The organism is Chryseobacterium indologenes (genome assembly GCF_002025665.1).
GTDB classification, from domain to species: Bacteria; Bacteroidota; Bacteroidia; order Flavobacteriales; family Weeksellaceae; genus Chryseobacterium; species Chryseobacterium metallicongregator.
Genome location: NZ_CP018786.1, coordinates 4,086,447 through 4,111,325, shown reverse-complemented (window position 1 = coordinate 4,111,325; position 24,879 = coordinate 4,086,447). Strand labels below are relative to the sequence as shown.

The window sequence follows — 24,879 nt, the reverse complement described above, 5'->3', positions numbered from 1 at the left end:
CATGAAAAAGACCATTAAAGTTGTTTCTGTTCTGGATACAGCCAAATCGTATGAATATGTAGATGAAAACCCTATCAGAGGCGGAATGAAAGATGTTTATTTTTCACCCGATAAAAACTATGTAGTCGCTTTCTACCGAAATCCGCTGGATGAAGGACAGAAGGAAAGAATCATGAGGATTGTTTCTACTTATCTGCAAAGTATACAGAGTGGCAATACTTCTGAATATTTTCTGAACGAAATATTCAGATGGCCTTATGATATCGTTGAAAGAAATAAACTCACAGGAATTGTAGTTCCTGTTTATCACAATAAATTTTATTTTGCGAAAGGCTATATTGGTTCAGATAACATCCAGGGACAGGATAAAGTGGGTAAATGGTTTACCGCTCCCATGTTCAGAAATCAGCAATATCCGTTGAGATTGGATCAGTCAGAATTGGGAGATTGGCTGAGCTATTTCCAGATTGCAGTTAATATCAGCAGAGGCGTGAAAAAGCTCCATCAGATGGGGTTGGCTCACTCCGATTTGTCTTATAACAATATTCTGGTAGATCCTGTGACAAAATCTGCCTGTATCATCGATATTGACGGTCTTGTGGTTCCCAAACTCTTTCCACCGGAAGTTATAGGAACTGCAGATTTCATTGCACCCGAAGTGTTGAAAACCCAACATTTGAAGCTTCAGGATCCGGAAAGACATTTACCCAATCAAAAAACAGATCTACATGCCCTTGCTGTTCTGATTTATATGTATCTGCTGAGAAGACATCCGCTGCGTGGAGGAAAAATCTGGGATTTAGATTCTGAACAGGATGAAATTTTATCCATGGGAGAAAAAGCCATGTTTGTAGAACATCCGGAAAATAATTCCAACCATGTAAAATCAGATCATCTCAGAAAATGGGATGCATTCTGGGGAGATCCTCAAAAGATTCCGTACACCATTACAGGTCCTTATATTTCGGAATTGTTCAGAAAAACATTCATAGACGGATTACATGATCCCATCAGACGTCCCACGGCCAATGAATGGGAAACCGCATTACTGAAAACTGTAGATCTGATACAGCCTTGCCAGAATTCCGGCTGTACAGAAAAATGGTATGTCTTTGATAATACCAGCAATCCAAAATGCCCGTTCTGTGGAACACCACATCAGGGAACACTTCCGGTATTAGATCTGTATTTCAGATTTGATGATGAGGTATGGAAGCCGGAAAATCACAGATTAATGGTATATCATAATCAGTATCTGTTCAAATGGCATGTTTCCCGAAAAGTGATAAGAAATGAAAATCTGACGATGCAGGATAAAATGCCGGTAGGATATTTTACCTTCCATCAAGGGAAATGGGTTCTTGTGAATCAGGGGTTATCCGGAATGAAAGATGTCACAGAACAGAAAGAGATTCCGCCAGGTTCTATGGTAGAGCTCACTGATGGAAAAAAAATACTGTTGTCTGCGGAAGAAGGGGGAAGGCTCATGTATGTAACAATGGCCAATCAGTTATAAGTTGTTATCAATCAAATTGTCCTGTGGATATAAGTTTTATCCACAATAAGGACGCCTATTTTTAAGAGTGCAAAATATAGCTTAAATTGTGAAAGTAATGATTGGATATGATGGTGAAGAGGAATACTTTTCTTAATAAGCCATATCAGTACTTCCTCTATGTCAGGAAAAAGGATGAAAAACATATTGTATTTTTTGCAACTATGGGAAATTCTTCCGGCTTTTGAATGAAGTCTGAAAACAATTGCCGGAAGAAAAAAATTAAAACTAATTATGAGAATTTCTTAATCAGATTTTTATTCTTTGATCACATGAATGGTAGAGTAAGTGTCGTCAGAATTTTTTACCTTCAGAAAGTACCTGCCTTTTACATAAAAAGACATATTGATATTTTCTTTGAAATTATTTTTTGTATTGATTATTTTTTTAGTGAACAGTAATTTTCCACTGGCATCAAAAAGAGTAATCTCTTCTATATTCTCTTCCGATGTTATATGCATTATATCACGGGATGGATTAGGAAATGCCTTCATTCCATGGTCTTTTGCTGATCGCTCATTTACCCCTAAAGCAGCAAATGTTAAATTTATTCTGCTGTTATAATATTTATTCTGAGGCATATTCATATGGACAAAAGTAAACATGGTCTGGGTCTCTGAGGTCAGTTCCAGCTCATAATATGCTCCGGGCTGGATATTGATTGCAATATTGCCTTCGGGACCACTTATAAAGCTGCTGTTTTGTTGACTAATCGTGTAATTTAAATTGTTGGTGAATCGTATTTTATCTCCAATAACTACATTTTCATTCATCTGATACAGAGAACCGTCAGGATTGCCATTGTTGATATTCAATACAATTGTTTTACCAAAACTTTTTAAACAGAAAATGATACAGGAAATTATTAAAATCCTTTGAAAAAGTAAATTTGTCTGCATTCTTTTTTAATTTGATTGTTAGTATTCTTTAAAGGTTTAAATCATTTATAATGATTAAGTTCACAATGACCGGTCTTTTGAAACGGTTCAAAGATATACAGGTTTAGAATGCGGAAAAGGTGATGGAAATAAAATGCTGTATCTATTGAGTATTAACAATAGATATAAGTAACAGAGAATGTGCGTTTTTTCACTATGATCAGGAATTTTTTATATCCGATACACCCGAAATAGTATATAATAAGTACCTGAATTATGGTCAGCCTGTCACAAAATATAGAACAAAAGACTGATTGATTTTTGCTTCAGATTGTTATAAAGTTAATTCATATTATGATTCAACAGAAACGGACTTTAGCCCATTTTAATCAAAGGAAGAATTCAACGGCCTTAGCCGAAACCTGAATAAATTCAATTTACTGTCTTTCCGTTTCCATAAAGTAAGAATACTGATCTTCATCTACGGTTCTGAAACCAAGACTTTTATAAAGATGCTGGGCCTTATTGGTTTTTAAGACACTTAATGAAACTGTTTTTCCTGCTAATGAAGCTTCCTCCAGGATATCAGACAAAATCCTTTTCCCAAGTCCTTTACCTTGCTGGCTGGGATCTATCTGAAGCTGCAGTACCTCAATATTGGTAAATGTTCGGTTTACTTTTAACAGTCCGATGGGTTGGTTATCTAAAAAAATAATATTAGCTTTTTCAAACTGATACAGAACTCTTTGAAGAGTTGTTTCTCTGTCAGTAGAAAGCCCCGAAGTTTCATAATGAGGATTCATGGTTTTCATTCTGAGATTAAGAAGAAAATCAATATCTGTTTCATCAGCTTGTTTGTAATGCAGATCAGGATTCATATTTGAAAATAAAAAATTAGAGTTCTTACTTTAATGCAATTTTTAGTCCCATTTCTTCTTTCATGTACAATAAAACTTCGGCATTTCCTCTGGCATCGTCAACCGGATTGTGCGTGTGTTCCGTCTTGCGGAGATGCTTCCATTGGGCAAAAGTATCTTTTTCCAAACCACAATACAGGTCAGAAAGTCTTCGGGAAGAAAAGCCAAAAGGATTCCTTCCGATAAAATGATGAAAATACCAGCAGATAAACATCCAGTCGAAACCGTTATTATCACTGATAAATATGGGCCTTCCTTTGGAATGGGTTTTAATCCACTCTTCAAAAGAAAACATTACTTTCTCGGGATCATCAAAACTCATTGTTTCTTCTCTGCTGAAGCCCGAAACGGCTAAAGCATCAGGGTTGAACTTTTCAGAAACAGGCTTTAATTTTCCATAAAAAGTAGTGTCCAGTTCCTCATTTACGAGTACTGCTCCGAAGCAGATCATTGAAAAATCTCCGGGAATAGGACCGTCCGACTCTATGTCAACCATGATGTAGCTCATTGGAAATAGTTTTTAGTGGAACGAAGATATTGAAATAAGCTGAGAGATGGAAGATGGAGGAGGGAAGCTGGAAGTTATTTTTGTGTTGTCAAGAACACTTTTGTCTTTTAATTTAAAAAGTTCTTTTAAAAAATATCTCAATCAAAAAACTTAATAAGTTTATCGTGTGACAAAACTTCCATCCTCCAGCTCCCATCCTCCATCCTTATACTAATTCAAAAAAGCCCCTTTTCCCGATTTTTATTTTCGTTTGAGGGATCACCTCCATTTCTTCATTTGAGTCCGTTATTTTGACTGTATTGATCTGAACTCCTCCATCCTCAATTAATCTCCTGATTGCCGATTTGCTAAGGTCTTTTTTAAGCTGATGGCAAAGCTCAATAAGTGATATGCTATTTTCAGTCCTTTTCAATGAACTGATCGCAACAGGTTCGTATACTTTCTCTTCAAAATTTTTATTCTGAAACTGATTGATAAAGAACTGTTCCGCACTTTCAGCCCAAGCAGTATCGTGGTATTGACTGATAATATTCTTTGCAATCAGCTTCTTAATATTCATTGGATTTTCACCTTCTTGTATTCTGGAAAGAAGCGTTGTTTTTTCTTCAATAGAAAAATCGGTAGTCAGGTTGATAAATTCTTCAATCAAAGCATCCGGAATAGACATGGTTTTTCCAAACATTTCATTAGGTTCGTCAGTCAATCCGATAATATTGTTCAGGGATTTGCTCATTTTTTCCTTTCCGTCAAGCCCTCTTAGTAAAGGCATACATATCACAATCTGAGCAGGCATTTGATGTACTTCCTGAAGCTGCCTTCCCATGGTACAGTTGAAGAGCTGATCTGTACCACCCATTTCAATATCACACTCTATTTTTACAGAATCAAAGCCTTGAAGAATCGGGTAAACCAGTTCATGCATGGCAATAGGTATATTTTCTGTGAATCTTTTATTGAAATCATTGCGGTGCATCAATTGGGCAACAGTCACTTTTGAAAGCAGCTGAATTACCTCAGAAAAGTTCAAGGTGTCCAGCCAGTCAGAATTGAAAACAATCTTTGTCTTCTGTACATCAATTACCTTTGAAAGCTGATTGATATAAGTCTGGGCATTATGCTGAACATCTTCAGTGCTTAAAGGTTTTCTGGCTTTATTTTTTCCGGTGGGATCGCCAATTCTTGCCGTAAAGCTTCCCACGACAATAATGATCTGATGGCCCAGATCCTGAAACTGTTTCAGTTTTTTTAAGACTACCGCATGTCCCAGATGCAGATCCGGAGCGGTAGGATCAAATCCCAGTTTGATGGAAAGTTTTCTGTTTTCTCTTTCGGCTTGAGCCAATTTTTCTTCCAAACCGTTTTCAGGCAGGATGATAGCCACATTTTCTTGTAATGGATGAATCATGTTTGAATAGTTTTAAAATGAAAAAGCCCGGACAGGTACTGTCCGGGCTCTATATATACGTTAGATTATTTTATTGGATTACAAATATAGAAAGTCTTCCCGAACGATAGCCCGGAGTATAATATTCACTGAAGAATGGAAGACGTAATATACTGTTCAGATGTTTCATTGTGATGCAAAAAATACAGGAGTTTCCTGGAGATCCAATATTTAAACCATTAAGATGCATTGTAGGGTTATAACAAGATTTGTTTTAAAAGAAAAACTTAACCATCCATCAATCTTAATGGCTTAAAATAATGGTTCAAAACAATTTTACTTGCGGTTTTTGAAGCTAATTTCATGCCATAAATCCTTTAATAATAAAATACAGGATAAAGATGTAAAAACTGTATTTTATTATTTTCTTTGTTACTTGATAGGAAGTCCGTAAAATAGCGTTGTTTCTCTATTTTTCAATAAGTGTTTTCATAGAAAAAAATTAATAATTAAATACATGTTCAGTGTATAAATTTTTAATCTGATCTTTCCAGATTTCCAGATCTTCGGGAGAAGCTTTATCTGCTTTATCAAAAAATAAATGTCTGATAATTTCCAGTCCGGAATAAATGAAAATGCCATGGTCGGAAGTTAGGGTAAGCGCTTTATCCATTCCCATTTTTTCATATTCCTCATGAGATTTTCCATGGGTGTTGATGATAACAGCTTTTTTATCTTTCAGAAGCCCTTTCTGTATACCCTGATCATAGCGGTAAGCAAAACCATAACTAAAAACACGGTCTATATATCCTTTCATCATAGCGGGAAGGCCTGTCCACCAGATAGGATAAATAAAAGTAATCTGTTCTGCCCATGAAATATGATCCTGTTCGGTTTTTATATCATCTGATACTTTTCCCATCCGTTGTCCCTGCATATCATTCAAAGAAAGAGCAGGATCGAAACCGATTTTGTAAAGATCTCTCACGATAATTTCCTCGTTGTGAGATTGAAGGGTTTCCACAACAGTGTTTAAAAGATGATGATTTAAACTGTTTTCATTGGGGTGCGCGTAAATGATTAAATGTCTCATTGTTTTGATTGTTAAGATTAATGAGACAAAAGTAGTACGACGTACTTCTCAAAAATTGTAAGAAAACGAAACAGATTATTTCGATTTTGGGTTGCAGATCTCCTGCTGGAACTTTAAATACTGAGACGGTGAAATGTTGATAAAATGCTTAAAATCATGGATAAGCTGGCTTTGATCGTAATAACCACACTCATCAATGATGGTAAACCATTTGACCTGATTTTGTTTTTCAGTTTCTTTTTCGATGAGTTGTATTGCTTTTAAAAAGCGGTTGTAACGGTTAAGTTCTTTTAAAGAATAGCCAAACTGTTCTTTCTGCTTTCGCTGTATGTTTCTTTCCGTCTGTTGAGCCTGCTCTGCAATGACTTTAACGGGATTTAAAAGATCGTTCTCAAAACTGCTCAAAAGCTGGCTGGTAATATCCCTATCCTGCAAATAAGGTTTGCAGAATTCAAGAATGTGATCTACCTGTTTTGTGACTGGATCTAATCGGGTAAGCTGATGCCAAAGGTCAGTAAAACAATTATCTTTCAATAATTCATCAGGATGCCTTACCGACTGTTGAATGGATATTTTTCCAAAAAATCGGAAAAACGCATCATCTTTAAAATTAGCAACCAGGATAGAGCAGCCAGCGGGAAGTGTATATTCAAAGGCTTGTCTCACTGGTCCGAACACCATACATTTATCTACATTTATGATGGTCTTTTCCCGGGTAGACATGGTAGCATTTTCCCCAAAACAAAATAAGAGAATGGTCTGATAAGTAGGCAGAAGGGTTTTAGTCATTGAGGATTCAGAAGTATTTTCAGCAAAATAGAAATGAGTAAATACATTTTCAAATTCCTGTGGAACTGAAATTCTGTACTCGTTATATTCTGAACGTAATTCCATAATCCTGAAAGTTAATAGATGAGGTTTTTTACCATTTTATAATTGGTTATGGCAACTCCTTTTACGTAGACAGCCTGCTCCTGGATAACCTTAAAACCTGATTTTTCAAAAAATGATTTGGCTGTTTTGCTTACATCTGCAGTAAGTTCTTTCTTCTTTTTCAATAAAGCTTCTTTTTCAATTTGTTGATAAAGAAGGGTTGCAATTCCTCTGTGCTGAAAATCTTTGTGTACAAAAAGCAGATCAATATAATTTCCCTGATCGAGCGTACAGAAACCTGCTATTTTATTCTCCGTGACAGCAACCAAAACATATTGCTCTGTAATGACTTTCACCCATCTTTCTCTATTTTCGGTACCGGATTTCCAGGCTTCAAGTTGTTGAAGATCATAGTCTTTTTTACACACTTCATCTATTGTTGCAGTAAACAGCTGCAGCATTACCGGAAGATCATCGTAAATTCCTTTTCTGATGATGATATGATTATCTGATGTATTGCTGTTCATAAAGCTTTTGCTGTTTTTTATTGAGAAGCGGATAGAAAAGATTCATTTGTAACAGCGTATAATGCTGAATGGCTTCTTTTGGATTGAGTTTCAAAATAAGCCTGTTATGGGTAAGCCAGTTGTCGGCAATGATGAAAATCTGCTCAACAAGGCCATCTATAATAAAATGAGGTACATCTTTCAGAAATATATTGTTCTTCTGAAGATCTGAAAAGATCATTTGAAATTCCTCTTTTCTGCTGAAATTAATCCCTTCATAATTGGTTTTGATGTCAGGATTCCGATTCAGAATATCTATAAAATTGATAAATATAAAACGGTAAGAATAAAAAATTTCACAGGTAGAATAGGTAAACTGGTAAAGATCTTCCAGACTTTTATTTTCCTTTTTTTTCATCTGGTTCAGCAGCTCATCCATTTTCAGGGTAAGCTCTGAGAAAAGGATTGTAATGATGTCTTCCGAGTGCTTGAAATGATAATGTAGATTTCCTGCACTGATATGAATTTCAGCCGCAATATGTCTTGTGGTAATATTGTTGTACCCTTTATCATTAAATAATTCCAGTGCTTTAGACAGAATTTTATCCTTGGTCTTCATAACCCAAAGATAAGAATATCAGAGTGTATATAAATCATATTTTTAAAATTAGAACAATTGTTCTAATTTAATATCTTTGCAGTATCAAATCTTAGGACAATGGAAGGTAAACAGAAATTCAATTATGAATCAACAGAAAATACTGATCAAGAAAGCAAAACAGATCCTCAGGAAGTTATATCAAAAATATTGCAGGTGATTCTTGGGGTGATAATGGCTGCTTTGCATATGTGATGAAAAAAAGAATTTCATTTTGGTTCCTGCTGGGAATGATAGTATGGGGACTCATTATTCTGCTGAGAAGAAACGAAATTATTATTCCCATTATCAATAATCATTTCACAGATTGTATTACAATTCCCATGTATTGTTATCTGATAGAATATATAATGAATGGGATTCTTGGATATCAATGGAAACCTGATTTGAAGTTTGTATTGACCTCAGTGCTGTATATCTCTTTTTTATTTGAAGTGATCTGTCCGAAACTTTCTAACCATTTTACTGCAGATTTTTTTGATGTGCTGGCTTATTTTGCAGGAGGAATGATGTATTATTTTCTTAGTCACAGACATTCGTTGGTAAAATAATAAAAAAAGCCAGCAGCTTCACATCGTAAAAGGAGACTGCCGGCTGTGTTATAGTTTTTATCCTGGTTCAATAATTATTTTTACTGTATTTTGAGCTGCAGTTATTTGGTTATGTATAAAAGACAATTATTGAATGCAAGATGTTACATGAGTTGCAAATATTTTTCTATTCCTGCTCAAGCTTGATGATAGATCCCTTGTAAAACTTGGTAAGATCATACAGGTCTGCAAAATAATGCTGTAGATTCGGAATGATGTTGGGATCAAAATCTTTCAAACCACATTGGTCTTCTGCCAGGAGGTACAAAGACTGGTTATCCGGTTTCAGATATTCACAAAGGATATTATCAGGATGCTGTTTTCTGTTGATCATTTCTGTCAGAAATATTCCGTAGATCAAAAACTGATTGAAGTTTTTAGAATCAACAATATAATTCATATCCTGTTTCAGCAGTTTTTCATAATCTGAAAGAATCTGAAGAAAATTTTCGGCATGAACGTTTGTAGGAATTTCATAAAAAAGATCAATACCATTGATGAAAAGCTGTGTTTTGGTTTCTTCGTGATCTGAAGAGTATACTTTATGAAACCATTGAAAAATAAGCAGAAGTTCTTCCTGAGTAAGTTCTTCAACGGAATCTTTTATTTTTTCTTTAATTGTTTCAAGAGTATTTTTCGCTTCAGGCTGAAGAAATTTTAAAATATTTTCTTCTTCACGACTCAGCTTATTGTACAAATTAATTTTGGCAATAGTTGGATTGGTCTTGATGAAATAAAGTTCTTCCGCCATAAGTATTTACCCAATTAGATTTCAAATGGTTGTTTAAATATACAAAATATGCGTCAACTGTATTAAAAAAAATAATATGCAGTGAATGGCATGGCTATTTTACCGTTTCATGCAATGCAATTCTGTTTCCTTCTGAGTCTTCAAATTCTGCTACGGCAAATCCATATTTTTCGTCTATCCTTTTAGGGTAAAGAACAGAACCTCCATGCTGAACAGCTTTTTCTAATGTCTGATCAATATTCTCTGTTTTAAAATAAATGATCACTCCGTTTTTAGAAGGTTTGTAAACTTCTCCTTTAGCCAAGGATCCCGTGATGCCACTGTTTTTCTCCTCAAAAGGAAACAAAGCCATCTCATAGCCATCTATAATCTCTTTATCAAAACTAAAGTTGAAAACAGCCGTATAAAACTTTTCAGCACGTTCAAGATCATTCACGGGAATTTCAAAATAGACAACAGGATTAGTAGATTTCATATTTTTTACAGGATTGGTTTTCTGTGACTGAGTGCAAGATACGCCTATTAGCAATAAAAAGGTCAAAAAATAGGATAGCGGTTTCATGATTTCAGAGTTTAAACGAGAGAATGATTTCTTGAATCTAAAATATAGTTTTTTATCTTAACTTAAAAATAGATAGACTTATCTATTTTTTTATTTACATTTGTAAAAATTTTCACGATGAAAAAGGAAAAAGTACGCGAAAGAATTATCAGAGTTGCCTCAGATTTGTTTTATAAGCAAGGATACAATTCTACAGGAATCAATCAGATTATTGCAGAGGCTGATATTGCTATTGGTTCTTTGTACAATCACTTTTCATCTAAGAATGATCTTCTTCAGGCTTATCTTATCAAAGAAGAAATTGAGTGGTTTGAAGGATTTGAAAACAGCACATCCAGAATTTCAGATCCAAAAGAAAAGATTCTTGCGCTTATTGATTACAGAAAAAAGCTGCAGCAGACTTCAAAGTTTGCAGGATGTCATTTCATTAAAATTGTTTCTGAAATAGGAGAAGGTAATCCTTCTGTTTCAGGTTTTGCCAAACTGCATAAAGAAAAACAAAAAGATTTGATCAAAACTCTTGTTAATGAATATGCTACAAAAGGTCAAATAGCTGATCCCGATTTAATAGCAGAAAATATTTTCCTTTTAATAGAAGGGGCCGTTGTCACCTCTACCATCAACAGACAAAATGATTCTTTTGATCAGATAAAAAAAATAATTCAGGGTTTACTTCCCTAATTTTTTTTAATATTTAAAAATAGATATATCTATATAAAAATGAAACGTAAGTATTTGAAATTAATAGTTGTATTGTTTGGTCAGTTATTGACGATTATGGATATTTTTATCATTAATGTATCCATACCATCCATACAGCGTGATCTTCATGCTTTCCACGGAGAAATGCAGTTTATGATTGCGGCTTATCTTATTGGATTTGCATCTTTACTGATTACCGGAGGAAGACTTGGAGATCTTTACGGAAGAAAAAAAATGTATGTGATTGGATTATTAGCTTTTATGATAAGCTCTGTTGCCTGTGGGATTTCTGTAGGAGCAGGTCAGTTGGTTATTTCAAGATTTGTGCAGGGAATAAGTGCAGCAATGATGGCTCCTCAGGTACTTTCAATGATACAGATCCTGTTTTCTGACCATAGGGAGCGCACCAAAGCAATGGGCTGGTACGGAATTACTATAGGTATAGGAACTGTTTTGGGACAGTTTCTTGGCGGCTATTTTTCGTCCCTTACAGTTATGGAAGAGTCATGGAGACTTATTTTTCTGATGAATATTCCCATAGGTTTACCAGCAATTTTCCTTACCCTGAAGCTATTGGACGAATCTAAAATTTCTGTGAAACAACCCTTTGATATAGGCGGCGTTTTAATTCTTTCTGCAGGATTGTTCTGTGCTACTTATGCTTTAACCATGTCTGAGTATGATGGACTGCATTTCAAAAGTGTTTCATTAATGATGGTTTCGGCCGGAATTTTATTCATCTTTATTAAAAATCAGAAGAAAAAAATCCAAAAGGAACATGCTTATCTGATTGATTTTGAGTTGTTCCGTTATAAAAATTTCAATCTCGGGATTATAGCGGTGTCATTCTTTTTTATCATGCTTGATTCCTACTTTTATATTTTGTCACTCTTTTTTCAAGACGGATTAAAAATCAGCCCGTTAGCAGCGGGAGAGATTATCGGTTTTCAGGGATTGGGTTTTATCCTTGCGTCATTCATTTCAGTAAGACTGATTTTAAAATATGGTAAAAAAGCCCTGATAGCAGGACTTAGTTTTATCATGATCATTCTTATTGTTCAGTTGTTTTTATTCAGGATACAAACGAATTTTATGGTTTTCTGTCTGCTGTTGTTTCTACATGGATTGGGAATAGGATTCGTCATTCCTTCGCTGGCTAACATAGCGATGTCTGGAATGTCTGAAAAACTGAGTGGAAATGCCTCCGGTGTTTATAATACTTTTCAGCAGATTGCTGCTATAGTCGGAATTGTTGCTGTAGGAAGTGTTTTCTATTATGTTTTGGGAGTAAAGCCTTCTATAGAGTATTATCAAGAAGCTTTTTCCGTTGCATTACTGATTAATATTTTTTGTCTGATTTTTGTGATGATCTGTGTTTTCAAAGTTCCTGATGAAGTTCTTCCTGAAATGAGACATCGAAAATGAAAATCAGGTTTTTTTTGATGAGTTTTTGACTTCTTGTAAAGTAGCTTTTGCCATATTTTTGGTTACCTCAGTAGGAGAGTGGCAGTCACAGTTGCTGAGCCCAACCACATAAATATCTTCAGCAGGAATGTAAACTCCCATACTTTTAAATCCGAAGACGCTTCCTCCATGCTCACGGTCAGGAATTCCATTGATATCTTTCAAATGCCATCCGTAGCCATAAGTAAATTCTTCACCATTATTCAGTTTATATTTCTGAAAGGCTTTTTGAGTTTCTTTTAAATCCAATATTAAATTTTGATTTAAAGCCTGCTGCCATTTCAGCATATCACCTGCTGTAGACATCAGTGATCCGGAAGAAAATGGAACACTGAAACTGATGACGGTTTTATTCACAAACCCTTGTTCTTTTTTGTGATAGCCGTAAGCTCTTTGAGGAATTACTTTTCTGTCGGAAGCATAATAAGAATGGATCATTCCTGCTTTATCAAAGATATTTTTCTTAATAAATTCTTCATAAGAACTTCCTGAAACGAGCTCGATAATATATCCCAAAACGACATATCCGGAATTGTTGTAATCAAATTTTTCTCCAGGTGCGAAATCTAAAGGTTCGTTTTTGAAAAAATTCACCAATTCTTCCGGTTTCATTTCTTTTTGGGCAATGGAAGAGATTGACTTCATTTTCGTAAAGTCCTTTATTCCTGAAGTATGGGTCAGAAGATGATGAAGGGTGATCTTATCTCCGTTAGGATAATCTTTGATGTATTTGGAAACAGGATCAGTGACACTAAGTTTTCCTTGTTGCTCAAGCAGCAGAATAGCCACGGCAGTAAACTGTTTGGTCATTGAACCAATTTGGAATACATTGTCTGGCATCATATCAACGTTGAGTTCAAGATTGGCTTTCCCAAATGCTTTTCGATACAGATTTTTTCCGTTTCGGGTAATCAGGAAAACTCCGCCGGGCTCATTTTTATTCCCGAATTCAGTCTGGATAATGCTGTCAATTTTCTTTTCATATCCTTTTGATAATGTCTGCGCATTAATTGTGTGGGTTACAAATGAAAGCAGAACAAGTGGGGTTATCAGTTTTTTAATAATCATATTTATGTATTGTGTTATACAAAGATATGATTTATTTTAATTACTATGCTATACAATATAGTAGGATATGTTTTATTTTTAAAATATTAAAATTGATTTTCTAAAAATTATTTCAATACAGAGATTAATAACATCATAGGTCTGCGGAGTTCTTCTTTCATTTCCGGAATTTCTTTCAACATTTCCTGACTTGGCTCCGGCTCGATAATTTCTTTGAGGGTGAAGCCGTGTTGTAATAAAATATTCAAATAGGAAGTTAAAGTACGGTGATATTTAATGACATTTTCCCCGAGGAAAGTAGTATTTCTTTTTCCTTCAATAAAATAGCGGTCTACCGGCCAGTTGATTTTTTCACCATTTTTATCATATACCCAATCCTGGCTACCTTCCGCAGTGAAAACAGGATGCTCTATTGAAAATACAAATGATCCGCCAGGAATAAGCCATTTATAAATATGCTGCGCAATGGTATCGAATGATTCTACATAATGTAACGTGAGTGAACTGAGTATTAGATCAAATTTTTCGGCAGGATAATCCACTTCTTCCAGAGCTTTTCTTTCTTAGCTTGCAATTTTTTGGTTACTTAAAAGGAACTAGAGTATTCAAATAAGGTTCTTAACTTATGGAACTTTCAAGTGCAGATCATGTTTCTAGCGTTTATTTTCCCGCATTGCTTTAATGAGTTTATCATTTCGTTTTTCAGCTCTTTCATTATTTAAAGAAAGTACAGCCCAGATAGCAGCAGGAAGCCATCCGATCAGAGTGATCTGTAAAATAAGACAAATAATTCCGGTGAAGACTTTTCCACGGACCATGAAAGATAAGAAGGGAAGTAAGATGGCTAATAACATGATTTTTCGTTTTTAATTAATTTGATTTTAACGGGATTGAGGATCGAAATACGCTTTAAAAGTGAGAGGGTCTTCCGTTTTATCATCCGCTTCTTCAAGATATTCAAGATACTCTTCCTGATGTTTCTCCATATAAACCAGCACAATGGCGAGGTTTACAAAAAGATTTTTGTCTTTAGAACCCAAATTTAATGCCGTTTTTAAATACTCCAGTGCTGTTTCATTTTCTCCCATATCCGAGTAAATAGCACCAATATTGATTAAAGCTGCTGTATTTGTTGGCTCAATCAATAAAATCTCATCTAATTCTTTCACTAACAGATCGTTTAAAGTATCCCAATGGTCTTCATTTTCCCATCTTTTAGCCTGAAGTTTTTTTACGTTTTCTAATCTTGTTGTTATTGTACTCATTATTTAGAATTACAGAATGGATGTTTACTTATAAGGTGCAAATTTAGCTTTTTACTCTTTAAGTCCATCCAGTATGGCCGCTTTCAGGATTTCAATGTTGATATCTTTCAATGTTTTGAACTTAATACAATATCCCGTTACACTGGCTTTACCCATCTTCTCACCGTAAGTTTCTGAAAGGTAAGTTTTATCACTGATATTCATAATATAGATGGAAATGCCTGCTGTATTGGCGCTCATCCCAATCTGATAAAAATCCCTGGTTTTTCCATCGGCATATTGTAATGTATACAGTCCATATCCGATATTGGGATTGGAAACGGTTTTATTTTCACCGTTTTTACCATTCAGAAACCACAGCTGGCATTCCGGCATGAGTTCGAGAATAATGTTGTGAAGTTCCTGCATATCATTACGCTTCAGTTCCGGCTGGCTGTTGATATAGTCCTGGATTTGTTCTTGGATGGTCATGGATCAGTTAATGGGTTTTTGAGGTTAACAAGCGACTAATTTAAAACAAAAAAGAACAGCAATCACTGTTCTTTTATATTGTATTTTCCTGATTTTATTGAATCAGTTCTTTTATTGTTTTCTCTGTTTTCATCAGGTCTCCTTGTGGAATCTGATGATGAAGATAAGTAAAAAGCAAATTGGTGACCCAGCTGTTTTCAATCTGATGAATGTAGTAAGAACATATCAAACCAAAATCATCGGAAATATAAGCCGGAAGATCTGAAGAACCGGTACTTCTGAACGTGGAAACAAAAATCTCCTTTCGGATACCACTTATCTGGTCTTCCGTTTCCTCATCAAAAGGTTTTTCTTCAATCAGCTGATAAGCTTTCATCAATTCATCTGAAAACTCTGCAGAATCTCTGTTGTCAAGAATTTCATCAATCTTTTCCAAAGTAATATTGCCAAGAGCTGCTTTTAAAGATTGATTAAAAACTGCTTCCAGTATGTTAATTTTTTCTGTCGTCATCTCAACCTGTATTCTATCCAAATGCTCTTTTCAGTAAACTTTCCACTTTCGGTTCACTGCCTCTGAAATTTTTGTAAAGCTCCATCGGATCTTTTGTTCCCCCTGAAGAAAGCAGTACTTTATATTTGGCTGCAATCTCAGGATTGAAGATTCCGTTTTCTTTGAAATACTGGAATGCATCGGCATCCAGAACCTCGGCCCATTTGTAAGAATAATATCCTGCAGAATATCCTCCCTGGAAAATATGTGAGAAACTTGGACTCATTGCCGTTTCAGCGTTGGAAGGGTAAAGAGTCGTTGCTTTGGTATATTTATCTTCAAACTCTTTTACACTTTCTTTCTCTAATTCTTCAACTTTCGTATGATAGTTCATATCCAGAAGCCCGAAGCCTAGCTGTCTTAAAGTCTGATATCCTTCCATAAAGTTTTTAGACTGCTCAATCTTTTCAATTTTTTCGTCAGGAAGTACTTCTCCGGTTTTATAATGTTTTGCAAACGTTTTTAAAAATTCAGGTTCATAGCAGAAGTTTTCCAGAAACTGTGACGGAAGTTCCACAAAGTCCCATTTCACAGAAGTTCCGGAAAGAGTAGGGTATTGAGTATCTGCCATCATTCCGTGAAGCGCATGTCCGAACTCGTGGAATAAAGTAGTCACTTCCTGGAAAGTCAATAAGCTAGGTGTATCTTTGGTAGGTTTGCTGAAATTGCAGACAATGGAAATATGCGGACGGGAATTCTCACCGTTTTGTTTGTACTGATTTTTGTAGCTGGTCATCCATGCACCGGCTCTTTTTCCTTTTCTTGGAAAATAATCAACGTATAAAAGAGATTTGTAAGTCCCGTTCTCTTTTACTTCATATACTTTTACATCCTCGTGGTATTTCGGAATGTCATTTCTTTCTTCAAACTTCAGCCCGAAAAGTTCTCCAGCCAGCCCGAATACAGCATCCTGTACCTGGTGTAATGGAAAATAAGGTTTTAATTCTTCATCATTAAGATCGAATTTCGCCTTACGTAGTTTTTCAGCATAGAATGCGTGGTCATAACCTTGCATGTCTTCAATTCCGTCAGCTTTAGCTAAAGCTTTTAATTCTTCAATCTCTTTATCTGCGTAAGGTTTTGCTTTTGTCAGAAGTTCATTTAAAAAATCTAGAACTTTTACTGGAGACTTAGCCATTCTCTCTTCCAGAACAAAATCTGCATAGTTTTTATATCCGATGAGTTCAGCTTTCTGTTGTTTAAGAGTAAGCAATTCTTTAATCAGATTCTGGTTGTCATATTCTCCGCCGTCAAAAGATTTTTTACCATTGGCTAAAGCGAGTTCCTTTCTCAGTTCACGGTTTTCGGCATAGGTCATAAACGGAATATAGCTTGGATACTGTAACGTCACTACCCAGCCTTCAAGGTTTCTTTCTTTTGCTTCTTCCGCATATTGATCAATGATTGCTTCAGGAATTCCTGCAAGATCTTCTTTATGGGTGATATGTTTAAAATAAGCATTGGTAGATGCCAGTACATTTTGTCCGAACTTTAAAGACTTTAAAGAAAGATCCATGCTGATTTTCTTTAATTTTTCTTTGTCTTCATCATTCAATAAAGCACCACTTCTTACAAAACCTTTGTAGGTTTCATTCAAAAGCATTTCCTGCTCTTCGTTGAGATTATATTTTTCCTTTTCATCATATACTTTTTTGATTTTGTTAAAAAGGGCTTCGTTTTGAGAAATTTTTGAAGAATATTCTGTTAAGATCGGGGAAACTTCCTGAGCGATTTGCTGAATTTCGTCGCTGGTTTCTGCAGAATTTAAATTGAAAAAAATATTGGAAACCACATCCAGTTGCTCTCCGGAATACGCCAATGCTTCAATTACATTTTCGAAAGTAGGAGCTTCAGTATTGTTGACAATCGCATCAATTTCTGCTTCAGATTTTTGTATCAATTCTTTAAATGCAGGAAGATAATCTTCATTTTTAATACTGTTGAACGGAGCCGAATGATATGGTGTATTAAATTTTTCTGTTAAAATATTCATTTTTTGATCTTTTTATATAAGGTAAATTTAATGATTCATAGGGAATCACAGCTGAAATCCTCAAAAATAATGCCTTACTGGCAAGTTATGACAAAAATACCTTATCTTTAATTAATCTTGTCATATGGAAAGAAGGAGTGATGTGGGAATATTTAATTTTGAGAACAGATTTAAAAGTCATCATTAAAATAAATAACCTTAAATATATAGACTATGAAAACACTCTTAAAAATTATCGGTATCATCATTGTACTGATTCTTATCTATGCTGTTATTGCCGTACTGGCTTTCAGTAAAGATTATCACTATGAAAAATCAATCGTTATCAATGCACCACAGGAAAAAGTATGGGCCTATACAGGTAATCTAAAAGGGTATAACCAATGGGATCCTTTTTCCAAAGCTGATAAAAACATTGTCATTACTTATTCAGGGAACGGCGATAAAGTAGGAGATTCTTATCACTGGAAGGGTGATAAAAATGTAGGAGAAGGTGAACAATCCATTACTGAACTGGTTGCAAACCAGAAAATGGCTACGAAACTCCACTTTATAGAACCTTTTGAAGGAGATATGAAAGCTAATTTTATTATGATTCCTGAAGGAAGCGGAACGAAAGTGACATGGATGATCGATAATGAGCTTACTCCTATGATGAAGATTATGAAGCCGATGATGAATAGCAATATGGATAAGATGTTCAGTCAGGGGCTGGGCGATCTGAAAAAGCTTGCTGAAAAATAATAAAAAAGCCTTGTAAATTTTACAGGGCTTTTTTATGAGAACCTATTATTCGAATAAATCATATTTCCCTTTATTTTGTTAACGTTTTTGTATAAAGTCAGAGAAATATTATTCTAAAATATTATCTTTATATAAAGAATAGATTGTATGGAGAAGATTGTATTTGAAAAAAGTGATATCAGAGACTTTGTGAAAACTACCATAACAGAGAAAATTGAAAAGCTTAAAAACTTTATTGAATTTACCCTGGAAGCCAGCCGTGACATCAAAAAAACTCCTAAATATGACAGTATGAGAGAAGAAATGCAGGAGGAAATTTATCAGATGCAGCGACAGCTTGGTGCTCTGAATGATCTTAAAAGAAATATGGCAAAAGTCCTGAATACGGCTACAGAAAGAGTACAGCTTGGTTCACTGGTCATTACCAATAAGGCAAGGTTTTATATTTCTGTGTCACTGGGAGAGTTCTTTTTTGAGGGAGACAGGTTCTACGCCATCTCTCCGGAAAGTCCCATGGCTAAAAAGATGATGGGTATGAAATCCGGAGATGAATTTACCTTAAACAAAATCCATCAGAAGGTTATTGAGGTTTTGTAAAAGTAAAAAGTAATGTTGATAAACTTTCGGGATCTTTATCACTCGTTACAGATTAAACTTCCTTCATTCTGCTTCCTGCTTCCATCTTTTTCGTAATTTTGTTACATGAATAATGCATCCATTTTAAAAGAAATTATAGAGCAAAGAAGAAGTATTTTCCCAAAAGATTATACAGAAGCAGAAATATCTCAGGAAGTTTTGGAGGAGATTGTAAACTCTGCCACGTTTGCTCCCAATCATAAACGGACTAAACCTTGGCGTTTCAAAATATTCAAAGGAGAAGAAAAAGCACAGCTTGCATCAGAAATGCAGGCTATCTATAAAACGGTTACTCCAGAACAGCTTTTCTTGGAAAAAAAATACAACGATATTGGTTTTAAAATCAATAAAGCAGATGTTGTAGTTTCTATTGTAGTCAATTTCAGCGGAATGGTTCCTGAGTGGGAAGAAATAGCGGCGACTTCAATGGCGGTTCAGAATATGTATCTTACCTGTACCGCAAATAATATAGGATGTTACTGGAGTTCTCCCAAAATTGTGGACGAGCTGAAAGACTCTCTGATCATTGAGGAAAACCAGAAATGTCTGGGACTTTTCTATATGGGAAATTTGGAATAAATAGCCCTGATGGAGCGGTTTGTTTGAGCTCTTTTTCTTTGTAGAAGAAAAAAGCGAGTAGCGAGAGCAGGTTCCCGGCTTCTGAAAAAAAAATGAATTTTATAAAACTTTCTACTTGGAGCTTTTTACTTCAAACTTTTTTACTATCTTTGCACTCTTAAATATTTAACTGGGACGAGTTCCCGTAAAATTCAAACATTATGTCAGTAAAAATCAGATTACAAAGACACGGTAAAAAAGGAAAACCTTTTTTCCACATCGTGGTTGCAGATTCTAGATCTAGAAGAGATGGTAGATTCATCGAAAAACTAGGAACTTACAACCCAATTACTAACCCGGCAACTATCGAATTGAACGTTGATTCTGCTGTACAGTGGTTAAACAACGGTGCTCAGCCTACTGATACTGCTAGAGCTATTCTATCTTACAAAGGTGCTCTTTACAAAAAACACTTACAAGGTGGTGTAGCTAAAGGTGCTTTTGACGAAGCTGAAGCTGAAAAAAGATTCAATGCTTGGGTAGAAGCTAAAGATTCTAAAGTACAAGGTAAAGTAGATGGTTTAGCAACTGCTAAAGCTGATGCTAAGAAAGCTGCTTTAGAGGCTGAAGTAAAAGTAAACGAAGCTAGAGTTGCTGCTGCTGCACAAGCTGAAGCTGATGCTAAAGCTGCTGAAGAAGCTGCAAACGCACCTGCTGAAGAAGTTGTTGCTGAAGCTACAGAAGGAGAAGCTCCTGCTGCTGAAACTGAAGAAAACACTGAAGCTTAAGAACAAACCCTGTTATGCGTAAAGAAGATTGCTATTTTTTAGGAAAAATCACACGCAGACATGGACTTGCGGGTAACGTGATCCTTAAATTGGATACCGATCAACCCGAGCTTTACAATAAATTGGAATCAATATTCGTTGAAATCAACGGATTATTGGTTCCATTTTTTATTGAAAAATCATCATGGAGCAAACTGGATGCTCTGAATCTTGCATTCAAAAACTCTTCTGAGGCTATGGTAGATCAGGTGTTGGGTAAAAGTGTTTACCTTCCACTTGCTTCACTGCCTAAGCTTTCAGGAAAACAATTCTATTACCACGAAATCATCGGATTTGAAATTTTTGACCAGAATGATAACAACTGTGGAGTAATCAGATCCGTAAATGATCAGACTGCACAGGTATATTTCATTACCAATCTGGATGGAAAAGAAGTGGTTATTCCTATGATCAAAGACTGGATTCTTGCAGTTGACAGGGAAGAAAGAACAATCAAAATGGAACTTCCTGAAGGTCTTATTGATGTTTTTCTGATTCCTTCGAAAAAAGACGAATAGTTTTGCAATAAGCAATTCTTTTCACTTTTCCACATTACTCATTACTGATTATTCATTACTCATATTCAAGGCTGGTAAAAGATAGTCCTGTACTATTTTTTCAGATTGCTGGTGGGCATAAGGTTTGTTGTAAGCTTGTGCGGTAATCACGATCACAACAGGTATTTCCGTAAAAATAATAATTTTATTTCCCCCATTTCCACTGGATTGGAATGCTTCATAATTTTTGTTTCCAACAGTGTAAACCTTTCTCCAGAATAAATATCCATATCCTTCAAAATCAGGATTGTCTGTAAAATAATTGGTGAAAGATTTCTTAATCCATTCCTTACTCAATAAGGTTTTTCCATTCCAGATCCCGTTATTTTGATACAATTGCCCGAATTTTGCAAAATCAAGTGCTTTCATACGAAGACCTCCCGCCAGTGAAGGCTTTTGCTGGGGTGTAAACTGCCATTTGTAGTTTGTAATTCCAAGAGGTTGAAACAACTTTTTATCTGCATAATTCTTTAATCCGTGTGGAACACTTTTATCCAGAATATCTCCGGATAATACTACTCCTGCGGTGAAATAATTCCAGTTTTTGGCAATGGGATTCTCTGCCATCGGTAGATTCAGGGTAAACTTCACCCAGTTTTCAGTGGGGTACATATTTTCTTCATTTCCGGGAGATTCATAATCCTCATCATTCCCGTTAAATCCTGAACTCATTGTCAGTAAACTTTCGATGGTAACATTATCTTTTTGAGAAGAATAATTTTTAAAAAGCTTCAGGTCATAAAACTCACTCAGTTTCTGGTTTTCATTTTTTAGATATCCTTCTTTGATGGCCATCCCCGTTAAAGCCGAAGAAAAAGATTTTCCTACCGATCGTGTGTCCTGCAACGAGTCTCTTCCAGACCCGTTGAAATACTCTTCAAGAAGTAATTTTCCCCCCTTTATAACGACAATTCCGGTGATATTTTTAAACCTGTTTTCTGCAATTTTCTTATTCAGGGTTCTGATGGTTTCAGTATTGATTTTTTCCTGTGACACCTTCCATCCGCTATTGGGCTGAATAGGTTGGATGGCGATTTGCTGCTCCGTAATATTTTGAGCAGGAACCGTAAGATTGATTTGTCCTTCTGCAATGACTGATTCCGTTTTGATTGTAGCAGTATTGAGATAAGGTCTGATTTCAATTTTTAAAATATGATTTCCTGCTGTCAGTGAATCAATTCCGTTATGAGCCATATAAAAACGCATCCATAAATACCTTCCCCAGGAATCTTCATTTTTACTGCTGATAAGAGGAATTTGTAATGTGGTTTTTACTTTTTTATGGTCCGGAGTTCCTGCACCAGTATTAAGATTTTCTTTATAGATAAGCTTTCCATCTACGTAAAATGAGAATTGATAATTTCCTTTTTTTAGCAATTCATCCACAGACCAGCTGGGTTCTAGCTGATGAAGATAATTGACCAGAGAGTTATCAAAGAAAGCATGAATTCTGAGATCTTCATTCTCCTGCAATACTGTAGAGGGAACAATATCGGAATCTTTCAGGTTTTCCGTGGCAATGTTTTGGGTAAGAAAAACAATTTTCCCGGTATACTTTTTTTGATTGGGATGCTCTGTTTTTTCAGCATTGATTATATCTTTACTTTGTCCCTGATAGAAATAAACTGTAAAAATAAAGATCAATAATAGAATAGGTTTCATTTTAAAGAAGTATTTAAACAAAAATACAGAACTTCCTCATCACAAAATAGAATGAAATTAACATTTCTATTGTAGTATTGATCTTCTACGAAATCTAATTGAATAACTTTCGGAATTCACCCGGAGACTGATTGGTCTTCTGTTTGAAGAGTTTACTGAAAGACTGTGGATGCTCGAATCCTAATTCATAAGCAATTTCACTTACAGATAAACTTGTGGTGCTTAAACGTTCTTTGGCAGATTCAATTAATTTATTCTGAATGTGCTGTTGTGTATTTTGCTGGGTGTGAAGACGTAAAAGTGTTCCCAGATAATTAGGTGAAATATTCATCTGTTCGGCAATACACTTCACTGATGGAATCCCGTTTTCAAGGAGATTTCCACTTTCGAAATATTGAGAAAGAATGTCTTCGAATTTGTACAATAATTCGTGACTTGATTTTTTTCTGGTGAAAAACTGTCTTTCATAAAAACGGTCAGAGTAAACCAGTAATAATTCAATCTGTGCAATGATCAATTCCTGCGTGAATCTATCAGTATTGGCCTGATATTCCCGTTCAATATTTTTAAAAATATCAATAAGAATTTTCTCTTCCTTATCAGAAAGAAAAAGGGCTTCTTTCACCTGATAACTAAAGAAATCATATGATTTTATTTTTCTGGTTAATGAAGTATTCCACAGAAAATCAGGATGAATCAACAATAAAAATCCGGTAGGTTCTACTTCTACATCCGGATTGATTTCAAGGTTTAAATATTGTTGCGGCGAAACAAAACACAGTACTCCAGAATCGAAATCGTATTGTTGCTGTCCATAATTGAACTTTGGGCTTACATTCTTTTTCAGACCAATGGAATAAAAATTCTGAATCCATTTCAGTTCTTCGTGGTCTACAATATAGCGGACTTTACTGTAATCTACCAAACTGATCAGTGGATGCTCAGGATTGGGGAGGCTACAGAAAGCATGAAAATCTGAAATAGAATTAAAACGAACGGGCTGTTTCATAGAACGAAGTTAGTTGTTTTTGTAAAAAGTATAAAGCCTGGTTTTATAAGTCTTCGGCTCCGCTCTGACTAACTTTTGTGAAACTTTATATTTAATTCATCTGTATAAATTGAAATATCAAGTATGAAGAATGTCAGTCAGAGCGGAGTCGAAGGATATTAGCAGATTAAATTGCTGTAGAAACAGTAAGGCTTTCCCATTTCTCAGCGTCTTTCTTTAAAATATCAATTTTGTTATTCAGGAATTCCACTGTTCCTACCCCTAATAATAAATGTACCGGAGGATTTTTTTCTTTACTGATCTGGATCAGAACATCCGCTGCTTTTTCAGGATCATTGGGTTGGTTTCCATTGATTTCGTTAAGGTGAGCCTGTTCCGAATTTCTTGCAGCTTCATAAGCCTGAATAGGATTTGCAGGTGTTTTCACCGAATCTTTGGTTAAGAAATCTGTACGGAAATATCCGGGATAAACAACCGTAGCATGAACTCCGAAGTCTTTTACTTCCTCAGCCAGAGCTTCCGTAAATCCGGCAACAGCAAATTTTGTAGAGCAATAGATTCCCCAACCCGGAAAATTAGCAGAATATCCACCAACAGAAGAAATATTGAAGATGTTTCCTGATCTTTGTTCACGAAGGTAAGGCATTGCATTTCTGATCACATTCAATGTTCCGAAAACATTCACAGCATAATTTTCTCTTGCTTCTTCATCTGTCAGTTCTTCCAGTGTTCCGATTTGTCCATATCCTGCATTGTTGACCACTACATCAATTCGTCCGAAATGCTTAACTGTTTTTTCAATAGAAGATTTGATGTCATCATTGTCTGTGATGTTGACACTGAGCGGGAGGAAGTTTTCTGAAGTTTCTCCGATGGAGGAGATCAGGGATTCAACGGTACGGCTTGTAGCAGCAACCTGAAATCCTTCGGATAGTAATTTTTTTACCAACTCGAATCCTAAGCCTTTTGAAGCTCCTGTCACGAACCATACTTTTTTTGTTTCCATTTTTAAATATTTTTTTGTTTAAATGATGGTACAAAGATGGAAACTTACGAAAAGGTAAATGTAGCCGAATCGGGGAATGATGTATCCAAATC

General features: G+C 35.4%; 30 protein-coding genes. 10 read left to right on the top strand and 20 right to left on the bottom strand.

Annotated features, from left to right (window positions below):
- Position 1: 1 nt before the first annotated feature.
- Positions 2 to 1,516 carry a helix-hairpin-helix domain-containing protein gene (locus BUE84_RS18585; RefSeq protein WP_079242991.1) on the top strand — a complete coding sequence of 505 codons (1,515 nt, stop codon included), beginning with the start codon at positions 2 to 4 and terminating at the stop codon, positions 1,514 to 1,516.
- Positions 1,517 to 1,812: 296 nt separating this feature from the next.
- Here the strand turns inward: BUE84_RS18585 and BUE84_RS18580 are convergent, their stop codons facing one another.
- The 8 genes from BUE84_RS18580 to BUE84_RS18545 all read right to left on the bottom strand — a co-directional run bounded on the left by BUE84_RS18580 (position 1,813) and on the right by BUE84_RS18545 (position 8,333).
- On the bottom strand, positions 1,813 to 2,454 hold the full coding sequence (locus tag BUE84_RS18580) for a T9SS type A sorting domain-containing protein (RefSeq protein ID WP_079242990.1): 642 nt from the start codon (positions 2,452 to 2,454) through the stop codon (positions 1,813 to 1,815).
- Positions 2,455 to 2,870: 416 nt separating this feature from the next.
- Positions 2,871 to 3,311: a GNAT family N-acetyltransferase gene (locus BUE84_RS18575; RefSeq protein WP_079242989.1), complete on the bottom strand. Its 441-nt coding sequence runs from the start codon at positions 3,309 to 3,311 to the stop codon at positions 2,871 to 2,873.
- A 25-nt stretch (positions 3,312 to 3,336) separates the two neighbouring features.
- The gene (locus BUE84_RS18570; protein ID WP_079242988.1) at positions 3,337 to 3,858 is read right to left on the bottom strand and encodes a 3'-5' exoribonuclease domain-containing protein; all 522 of its coding nucleotides are present in this window, start codon (positions 3,856 to 3,858) and stop codon (positions 3,337 to 3,339) included.
- Positions 3,859 to 4,063: 205 nt separating this feature from the next.
- Positions 4,064 to 5,263 (bottom strand): tyrosine--tRNA ligase, encoded by a 1,200-nt coding sequence (gene tyrS / locus BUE84_RS18565; protein ID WP_079242987.1) that lies wholly within the window; start codon positions 5,261 to 5,263, stop codon positions 4,064 to 4,066.
- A 481-nt stretch (positions 5,264 to 5,744) separates the two neighbouring features.
- Positions 5,745 to 6,335: an NAD(P)H-dependent oxidoreductase gene (locus BUE84_RS18560; RefSeq protein ID WP_079242986.1), complete on the bottom strand. Its 591-nt coding sequence runs from the start codon at positions 6,333 to 6,335 to the stop codon at positions 5,745 to 5,747.
- A gap of 75 nt (positions 6,336 to 6,410) precedes the next feature.
- Complete coding sequence (locus BUE84_RS18555; RefSeq protein ID WP_079242985.1) at positions 6,411 to 7,229, bottom strand: helix-turn-helix domain-containing protein; 819 nt, start codon at positions 7,227 to 7,229, stop codon at positions 6,411 to 6,413.
- Between the two features lie 11 nt (positions 7,230 to 7,240).
- Positions 7,241 to 7,735, bottom strand: a complete 495-nt coding sequence (locus BUE84_RS18550) for a GNAT family N-acetyltransferase (RefSeq protein ID WP_079242984.1) — start codon at positions 7,733 to 7,735, stop codon at positions 7,241 to 7,243.
- Positions 7,713 to 8,333: a TetR/AcrR family transcriptional regulator gene (locus BUE84_RS18545; protein WP_079242983.1), complete on the bottom strand. Its 621-nt coding sequence runs from the start codon at positions 8,331 to 8,333 to the stop codon at positions 7,713 to 7,715. The genes BUE84_RS18550 and BUE84_RS18545 overlap by 23 nt, the downstream gene beginning before the upstream one ends.
- A 99-nt stretch (positions 8,334 to 8,432) precedes the next feature.
- Between BUE84_RS18545 and BUE84_RS24960 the strand changes: the two genes are divergently transcribed.
- Complete coding sequence (locus BUE84_RS24960) at positions 8,433 to 8,567, top strand: hypothetical protein (protein ID WP_262487963.1); 135 nt, start codon at positions 8,433 to 8,435, stop codon at positions 8,565 to 8,567.
- Positions 8,567 to 8,923, top strand: a complete 357-nt coding sequence (locus BUE84_RS18540) for a hypothetical protein (RefSeq protein ID WP_079242982.1) — start codon at positions 8,567 to 8,569, stop codon at positions 8,921 to 8,923. Before BUE84_RS24960 ends, BUE84_RS18540 begins: the two co-directional genes overlap by 1 nt.
- Positions 8,924 to 9,089: 166 nt before the next feature.
- Here BUE84_RS18540 and BUE84_RS18535 read toward each other — a convergent pair whose 3' ends face one another.
- Positions 9,090 to 9,713 (bottom strand): hypothetical protein, encoded by a 624-nt coding sequence (locus BUE84_RS18535; RefSeq protein ID WP_079242981.1) that lies wholly within the window; start codon positions 9,711 to 9,713, stop codon positions 9,090 to 9,092.
- A 94-nt stretch (positions 9,714 to 9,807) separates the two neighbouring features.
- Positions 9,808 to 10,188, bottom strand: coding sequence for a VOC family protein (locus tag BUE84_RS18530; RefSeq protein WP_079242980.1), 381 nt, complete (start codon positions 10,186 to 10,188; stop codon positions 9,808 to 9,810).
- Positions 10,189 to 10,392: 204 nt separating this feature from the next.
- Here BUE84_RS18530 and BUE84_RS18525 point away from each other — a divergent pair, with 204 nt between their 5' ends.
- The gene (locus BUE84_RS18525; RefSeq protein ID WP_079242979.1) at positions 10,393 to 10,956 is read left to right on the top strand and encodes a TetR/AcrR family transcriptional regulator; all 564 of its coding nucleotides are present in this window, start codon (positions 10,393 to 10,395) and stop codon (positions 10,954 to 10,956) included.
- Positions 10,957 to 10,995: 39 nt separating this feature from the next.
- Positions 10,996 to 12,402, top strand: coding sequence for an MFS transporter (locus tag BUE84_RS18520; RefSeq protein ID WP_079242978.1), 1,407 nt, complete (start codon positions 10,996 to 10,998; stop codon positions 12,400 to 12,402).
- Positions 12,403 to 12,405: 3 nt separating this feature from the next.
- Here the strand turns inward: BUE84_RS18520 and BUE84_RS18515 are convergent, their stop codons facing one another.
- The 7 genes from BUE84_RS18515 to BUE84_RS18485 all read right to left on the bottom strand — a co-directional run bounded on the left by BUE84_RS18515 (position 12,406) and on the right by BUE84_RS18485 (position 17,788).
- A complete protein-coding gene (locus BUE84_RS18515) occupies positions 12,406 to 13,509 on the bottom strand; it encodes a serine hydrolase domain-containing protein (protein WP_079242977.1) in 1,104 nt (367 codons plus the stop codon).
- A 107-nt stretch (positions 13,510 to 13,616) separates the two neighbouring features.
- Positions 13,617 to 14,051 (bottom strand): methyltransferase domain-containing protein, encoded by a 435-nt coding sequence (locus BUE84_RS18510; RefSeq protein ID WP_238594289.1) that lies wholly within the window; start codon positions 14,049 to 14,051, stop codon positions 13,617 to 13,619.
- Between the two features lie 111 nt (positions 14,052 to 14,162).
- Positions 14,163 to 14,363: a YqaE/Pmp3 family membrane protein gene (locus BUE84_RS18505; RefSeq protein ID WP_202971504.1), complete on the bottom strand. Its 201-nt coding sequence runs from the start codon at positions 14,361 to 14,363 to the stop codon at positions 14,163 to 14,165.
- A gap of 27 nt (positions 14,364 to 14,390) precedes the next feature.
- Complete coding sequence (locus BUE84_RS18500) at positions 14,391 to 14,774, bottom strand: tetratricopeptide repeat protein (RefSeq protein WP_079242975.1); 384 nt, start codon at positions 14,772 to 14,774, stop codon at positions 14,391 to 14,393.
- 51 nt (positions 14,775 to 14,825) lie between these two features.
- The gene (locus BUE84_RS18495) at positions 14,826 to 15,245 is read right to left on the bottom strand and encodes a DUF1801 domain-containing protein (RefSeq protein ID WP_079242974.1); all 420 of its coding nucleotides are present in this window, start codon (positions 15,243 to 15,245) and stop codon (positions 14,826 to 14,828) included.
- 94 nt (positions 15,246 to 15,339) lie between these two features.
- Positions 15,340 to 15,756 (bottom strand): hypothetical protein, encoded by a 417-nt coding sequence (locus tag BUE84_RS18490; protein ID WP_079242973.1) that lies wholly within the window; start codon positions 15,754 to 15,756, stop codon positions 15,340 to 15,342.
- 13 nt (positions 15,757 to 15,769) lie between these two features.
- Complete coding sequence (locus BUE84_RS18485; RefSeq protein ID WP_079242972.1) at positions 15,770 to 17,788, bottom strand: M3 family metallopeptidase; 2,019 nt, start codon at positions 17,786 to 17,788, stop codon at positions 15,770 to 15,772.
- 213 nt (positions 17,789 to 18,001) lie between these two features.
- Between BUE84_RS18485 and BUE84_RS18480 the strand changes: the two genes are divergently transcribed.
- From BUE84_RS18480 to rimM, 5 genes are all read left to right on the top strand, one after another.
- Positions 18,002 to 18,532: an SRPBCC family protein gene (locus tag BUE84_RS18480; protein ID WP_079242971.1), complete on the top strand. Its 531-nt coding sequence runs from the start codon at positions 18,002 to 18,004 to the stop codon at positions 18,530 to 18,532.
- 147 nt (positions 18,533 to 18,679) lie between these two features.
- A complete protein-coding gene (locus tag BUE84_RS18475; protein ID WP_034698989.1) occupies positions 18,680 to 19,129 on the top strand; it encodes a hypothetical protein in 450 nt (149 codons plus the stop codon).
- Positions 19,130 to 19,234: 105 nt separating this feature from the next.
- Positions 19,235 to 19,747 carry a nitroreductase gene (locus tag BUE84_RS18470; RefSeq protein WP_079242970.1) on the top strand — a complete coding sequence of 171 codons (513 nt, stop codon included), beginning with the start codon at positions 19,235 to 19,237 and terminating at the stop codon, positions 19,745 to 19,747.
- A gap of 200 nt (positions 19,748 to 19,947) precedes the next feature.
- Complete coding sequence (locus BUE84_RS18465; protein WP_079242969.1) at positions 19,948 to 20,514, top strand: 30S ribosomal protein S16; 567 nt, start codon at positions 19,948 to 19,950, stop codon at positions 20,512 to 20,514.
- Positions 20,515 to 20,528: 14 nt separating this feature from the next.
- The gene (gene rimM, locus BUE84_RS18460; protein ID WP_079242968.1) at positions 20,529 to 21,071 is read left to right on the top strand and encodes a ribosome maturation factor RimM; all 543 of its coding nucleotides are present in this window, start codon (positions 20,529 to 20,531) and stop codon (positions 21,069 to 21,071) included.
- A gap of 48 nt (positions 21,072 to 21,119) precedes the next feature.
- Here rimM and BUE84_RS18455 read toward each other — a convergent pair whose 3' ends face one another.
- The 3 genes from BUE84_RS18455 to BUE84_RS18445 form a co-directional block, all read right to left on the bottom strand.
- The gene (locus BUE84_RS18455) at positions 21,120 to 22,772 is read right to left on the bottom strand and encodes a serine hydrolase domain-containing protein (protein WP_079242967.1); all 1,653 of its coding nucleotides are present in this window, start codon (positions 22,770 to 22,772) and stop codon (positions 21,120 to 21,122) included.
- A 94-nt stretch (positions 22,773 to 22,866) separates the two neighbouring features.
- Complete coding sequence (locus tag BUE84_RS18450) at positions 22,867 to 23,781, bottom strand: helix-turn-helix domain-containing protein (RefSeq protein WP_079242966.1); 915 nt, start codon at positions 23,779 to 23,781, stop codon at positions 22,867 to 22,869.
- Positions 23,782 to 23,947: 166 nt separating this feature from the next.
- Entirely contained in the window at positions 23,948 to 24,787 is an 840-nt protein-coding gene (locus BUE84_RS18445; protein ID WP_079242965.1) for an SDR family oxidoreductase, read from the bottom strand.
- Between the last annotated feature and the right edge of the window lie 92 nt (positions 24,788 to 24,879).

Excerpts from the sequence above, each read along its gene's own strand:
- BUE84_RS18485 (WP_079242972.1), bottom strand. The coding sequence starts at position 17,788 with ATGAATATTTTAACAGAAAAATTTAATACACCATATCATTCGGCTCCG.
- BUE84_RS18505 (WP_202971504.1), bottom strand. The coding sequence starts at position 14,363 with ATGTTATTAGCCATCTTACTTCCCTTCTTATCTTTCATGGTCCGTGGA.
- BUE84_RS18555 (WP_079242985.1), bottom strand. The coding sequence starts at position 7,229 with ATGGAATTACGTTCAGAATATAACGAGTACAGAATTTCAGTTCCACAG.
- BUE84_RS18535 (WP_079242981.1), bottom strand. The coding sequence starts at position 9,713 with ATGGCGGAAGAACTTTATTTCATCAAGACCAATCCAACTATTGCCAAA.
- BUE84_RS18465 (WP_079242969.1), top strand. The coding sequence starts at position 19,948 with ATGTCAGTAAAAATCAGATTACAAAGACACGGTAAAAAAGGAAAACCT.
- BUE84_RS18545 (WP_079242983.1), bottom strand. The coding sequence starts at position 8,333 with ATGAAGACCAAGGATAAAATTCTGTCTAAAGCACTGGAATTATTTAAT.
- BUE84_RS24960 (WP_262487963.1), top strand. The coding sequence starts at position 8,433 with ATGGAAGGTAAACAGAAATTCAATTATGAATCAACAGAAAATACTGAT.
- BUE84_RS18470 (WP_079242970.1), top strand. The coding sequence starts at position 19,235 with ATGAATAATGCATCCATTTTAAAAGAAATTATAGAGCAAAGAAGAAGT.
- BUE84_RS18515 (WP_079242977.1), bottom strand. The coding sequence starts at position 13,509 with ATGATTATTAAAAAACTGATAACCCCACTTGTTCTGCTTTCATTTGTA.
- BUE84_RS18490 (WP_079242973.1), bottom strand. The coding sequence starts at position 15,756 with ATGACGACAGAAAAAATTAACATACTGGAAGCAGTTTTTAATCAATCT.
- BUE84_RS18570 (WP_079242988.1), bottom strand. The coding sequence starts at position 3,858 with ATGAGCTACATCATGGTTGACATAGAGTCGGACGGTCCTATTCCCGGA.
- BUE84_RS18475 (WP_034698989.1), top strand. The coding sequence starts at position 18,680 with ATGGAGAAGATTGTATTTGAAAAAAGTGATATCAGAGACTTTGTGAAA.
- BUE84_RS18530 (WP_079242980.1), bottom strand. The coding sequence starts at position 10,188 with ATGAAATCTACTAATCCTGTTGTCTATTTTGAAATTCCCGTGAATGAT.
- BUE84_RS18560 (WP_079242986.1), bottom strand. The coding sequence starts at position 6,335 with ATGAGACATTTAATCATTTACGCGCACCCCAATGAAAACAGTTTAAAT.
- BUE84_RS18500 (WP_079242975.1), bottom strand. The coding sequence starts at position 14,774 with ATGAGTACAATAACAACAAGATTAGAAAACGTAAAAAAACTTCAGGCT.
- BUE84_RS18520 (WP_079242978.1), top strand. The coding sequence starts at position 10,996 with ATGAAACGTAAGTATTTGAAATTAATAGTTGTATTGTTTGGTCAGTTA.
- BUE84_RS18445 (WP_079242965.1), bottom strand. The coding sequence starts at position 24,787 with ATGGAAACAAAAAAAGTATGGTTCGTGACAGGAGCTTCAAAAGGCTTA.
- BUE84_RS18585 (WP_079242991.1), top strand. The coding sequence starts at position 2 with ATGAAAAAGACCATTAAAGTTGTTTCTGTTCTGGATACAGCCAAATCG.
- rimM (WP_079242968.1), top strand. The coding sequence starts at position 20,529 with ATGCGTAAAGAAGATTGCTATTTTTTAGGAAAAATCACACGCAGACAT.
- BUE84_RS18575 (WP_079242989.1), bottom strand. The coding sequence starts at position 3,311 with ATGAATCCTGATCTGCATTACAAACAAGCTGATGAAACAGATATTGAT.
- BUE84_RS18480 (WP_079242971.1), top strand. The coding sequence starts at position 18,002 with ATGAAAACACTCTTAAAAATTATCGGTATCATCATTGTACTGATTCTT.
- BUE84_RS18525 (WP_079242979.1), top strand. The coding sequence starts at position 10,393 with ATGAAAAAGGAAAAAGTACGCGAAAGAATTATCAGAGTTGCCTCAGAT.
- BUE84_RS18580 (WP_079242990.1), bottom strand. The coding sequence starts at position 2,454 with ATGCAGACAAATTTACTTTTTCAAAGGATTTTAATAATTTCCTGTATC.
- BUE84_RS18455 (WP_079242967.1), bottom strand. The coding sequence starts at position 22,772 with ATGAAACCTATTCTATTATTGATCTTTATTTTTACAGTTTATTTCTAT.
- BUE84_RS18540 (WP_079242982.1), top strand. The coding sequence starts at position 8,567 with ATGAAAAAAAGAATTTCATTTTGGTTCCTGCTGGGAATGATAGTATGG.
- BUE84_RS18495 (WP_079242974.1), bottom strand. The coding sequence starts at position 15,245 with ATGACCATCCAAGAACAAATCCAGGACTATATCAACAGCCAGCCGGAA.
- BUE84_RS18450 (WP_079242966.1), bottom strand. The coding sequence starts at position 23,781 with ATGAAACAGCCCGTTCGTTTTAATTCTATTTCAGATTTTCATGCTTTC.
- tyrS (WP_079242987.1), bottom strand. The coding sequence starts at position 5,263 with ATGATTCATCCATTACAAGAAAATGTGGCTATCATCCTGCCTGAAAAC.
- BUE84_RS18550 (WP_079242984.1), bottom strand. The coding sequence starts at position 7,735 with ATGAACAGCAATACATCAGATAATCATATCATCATCAGAAAAGGAATT.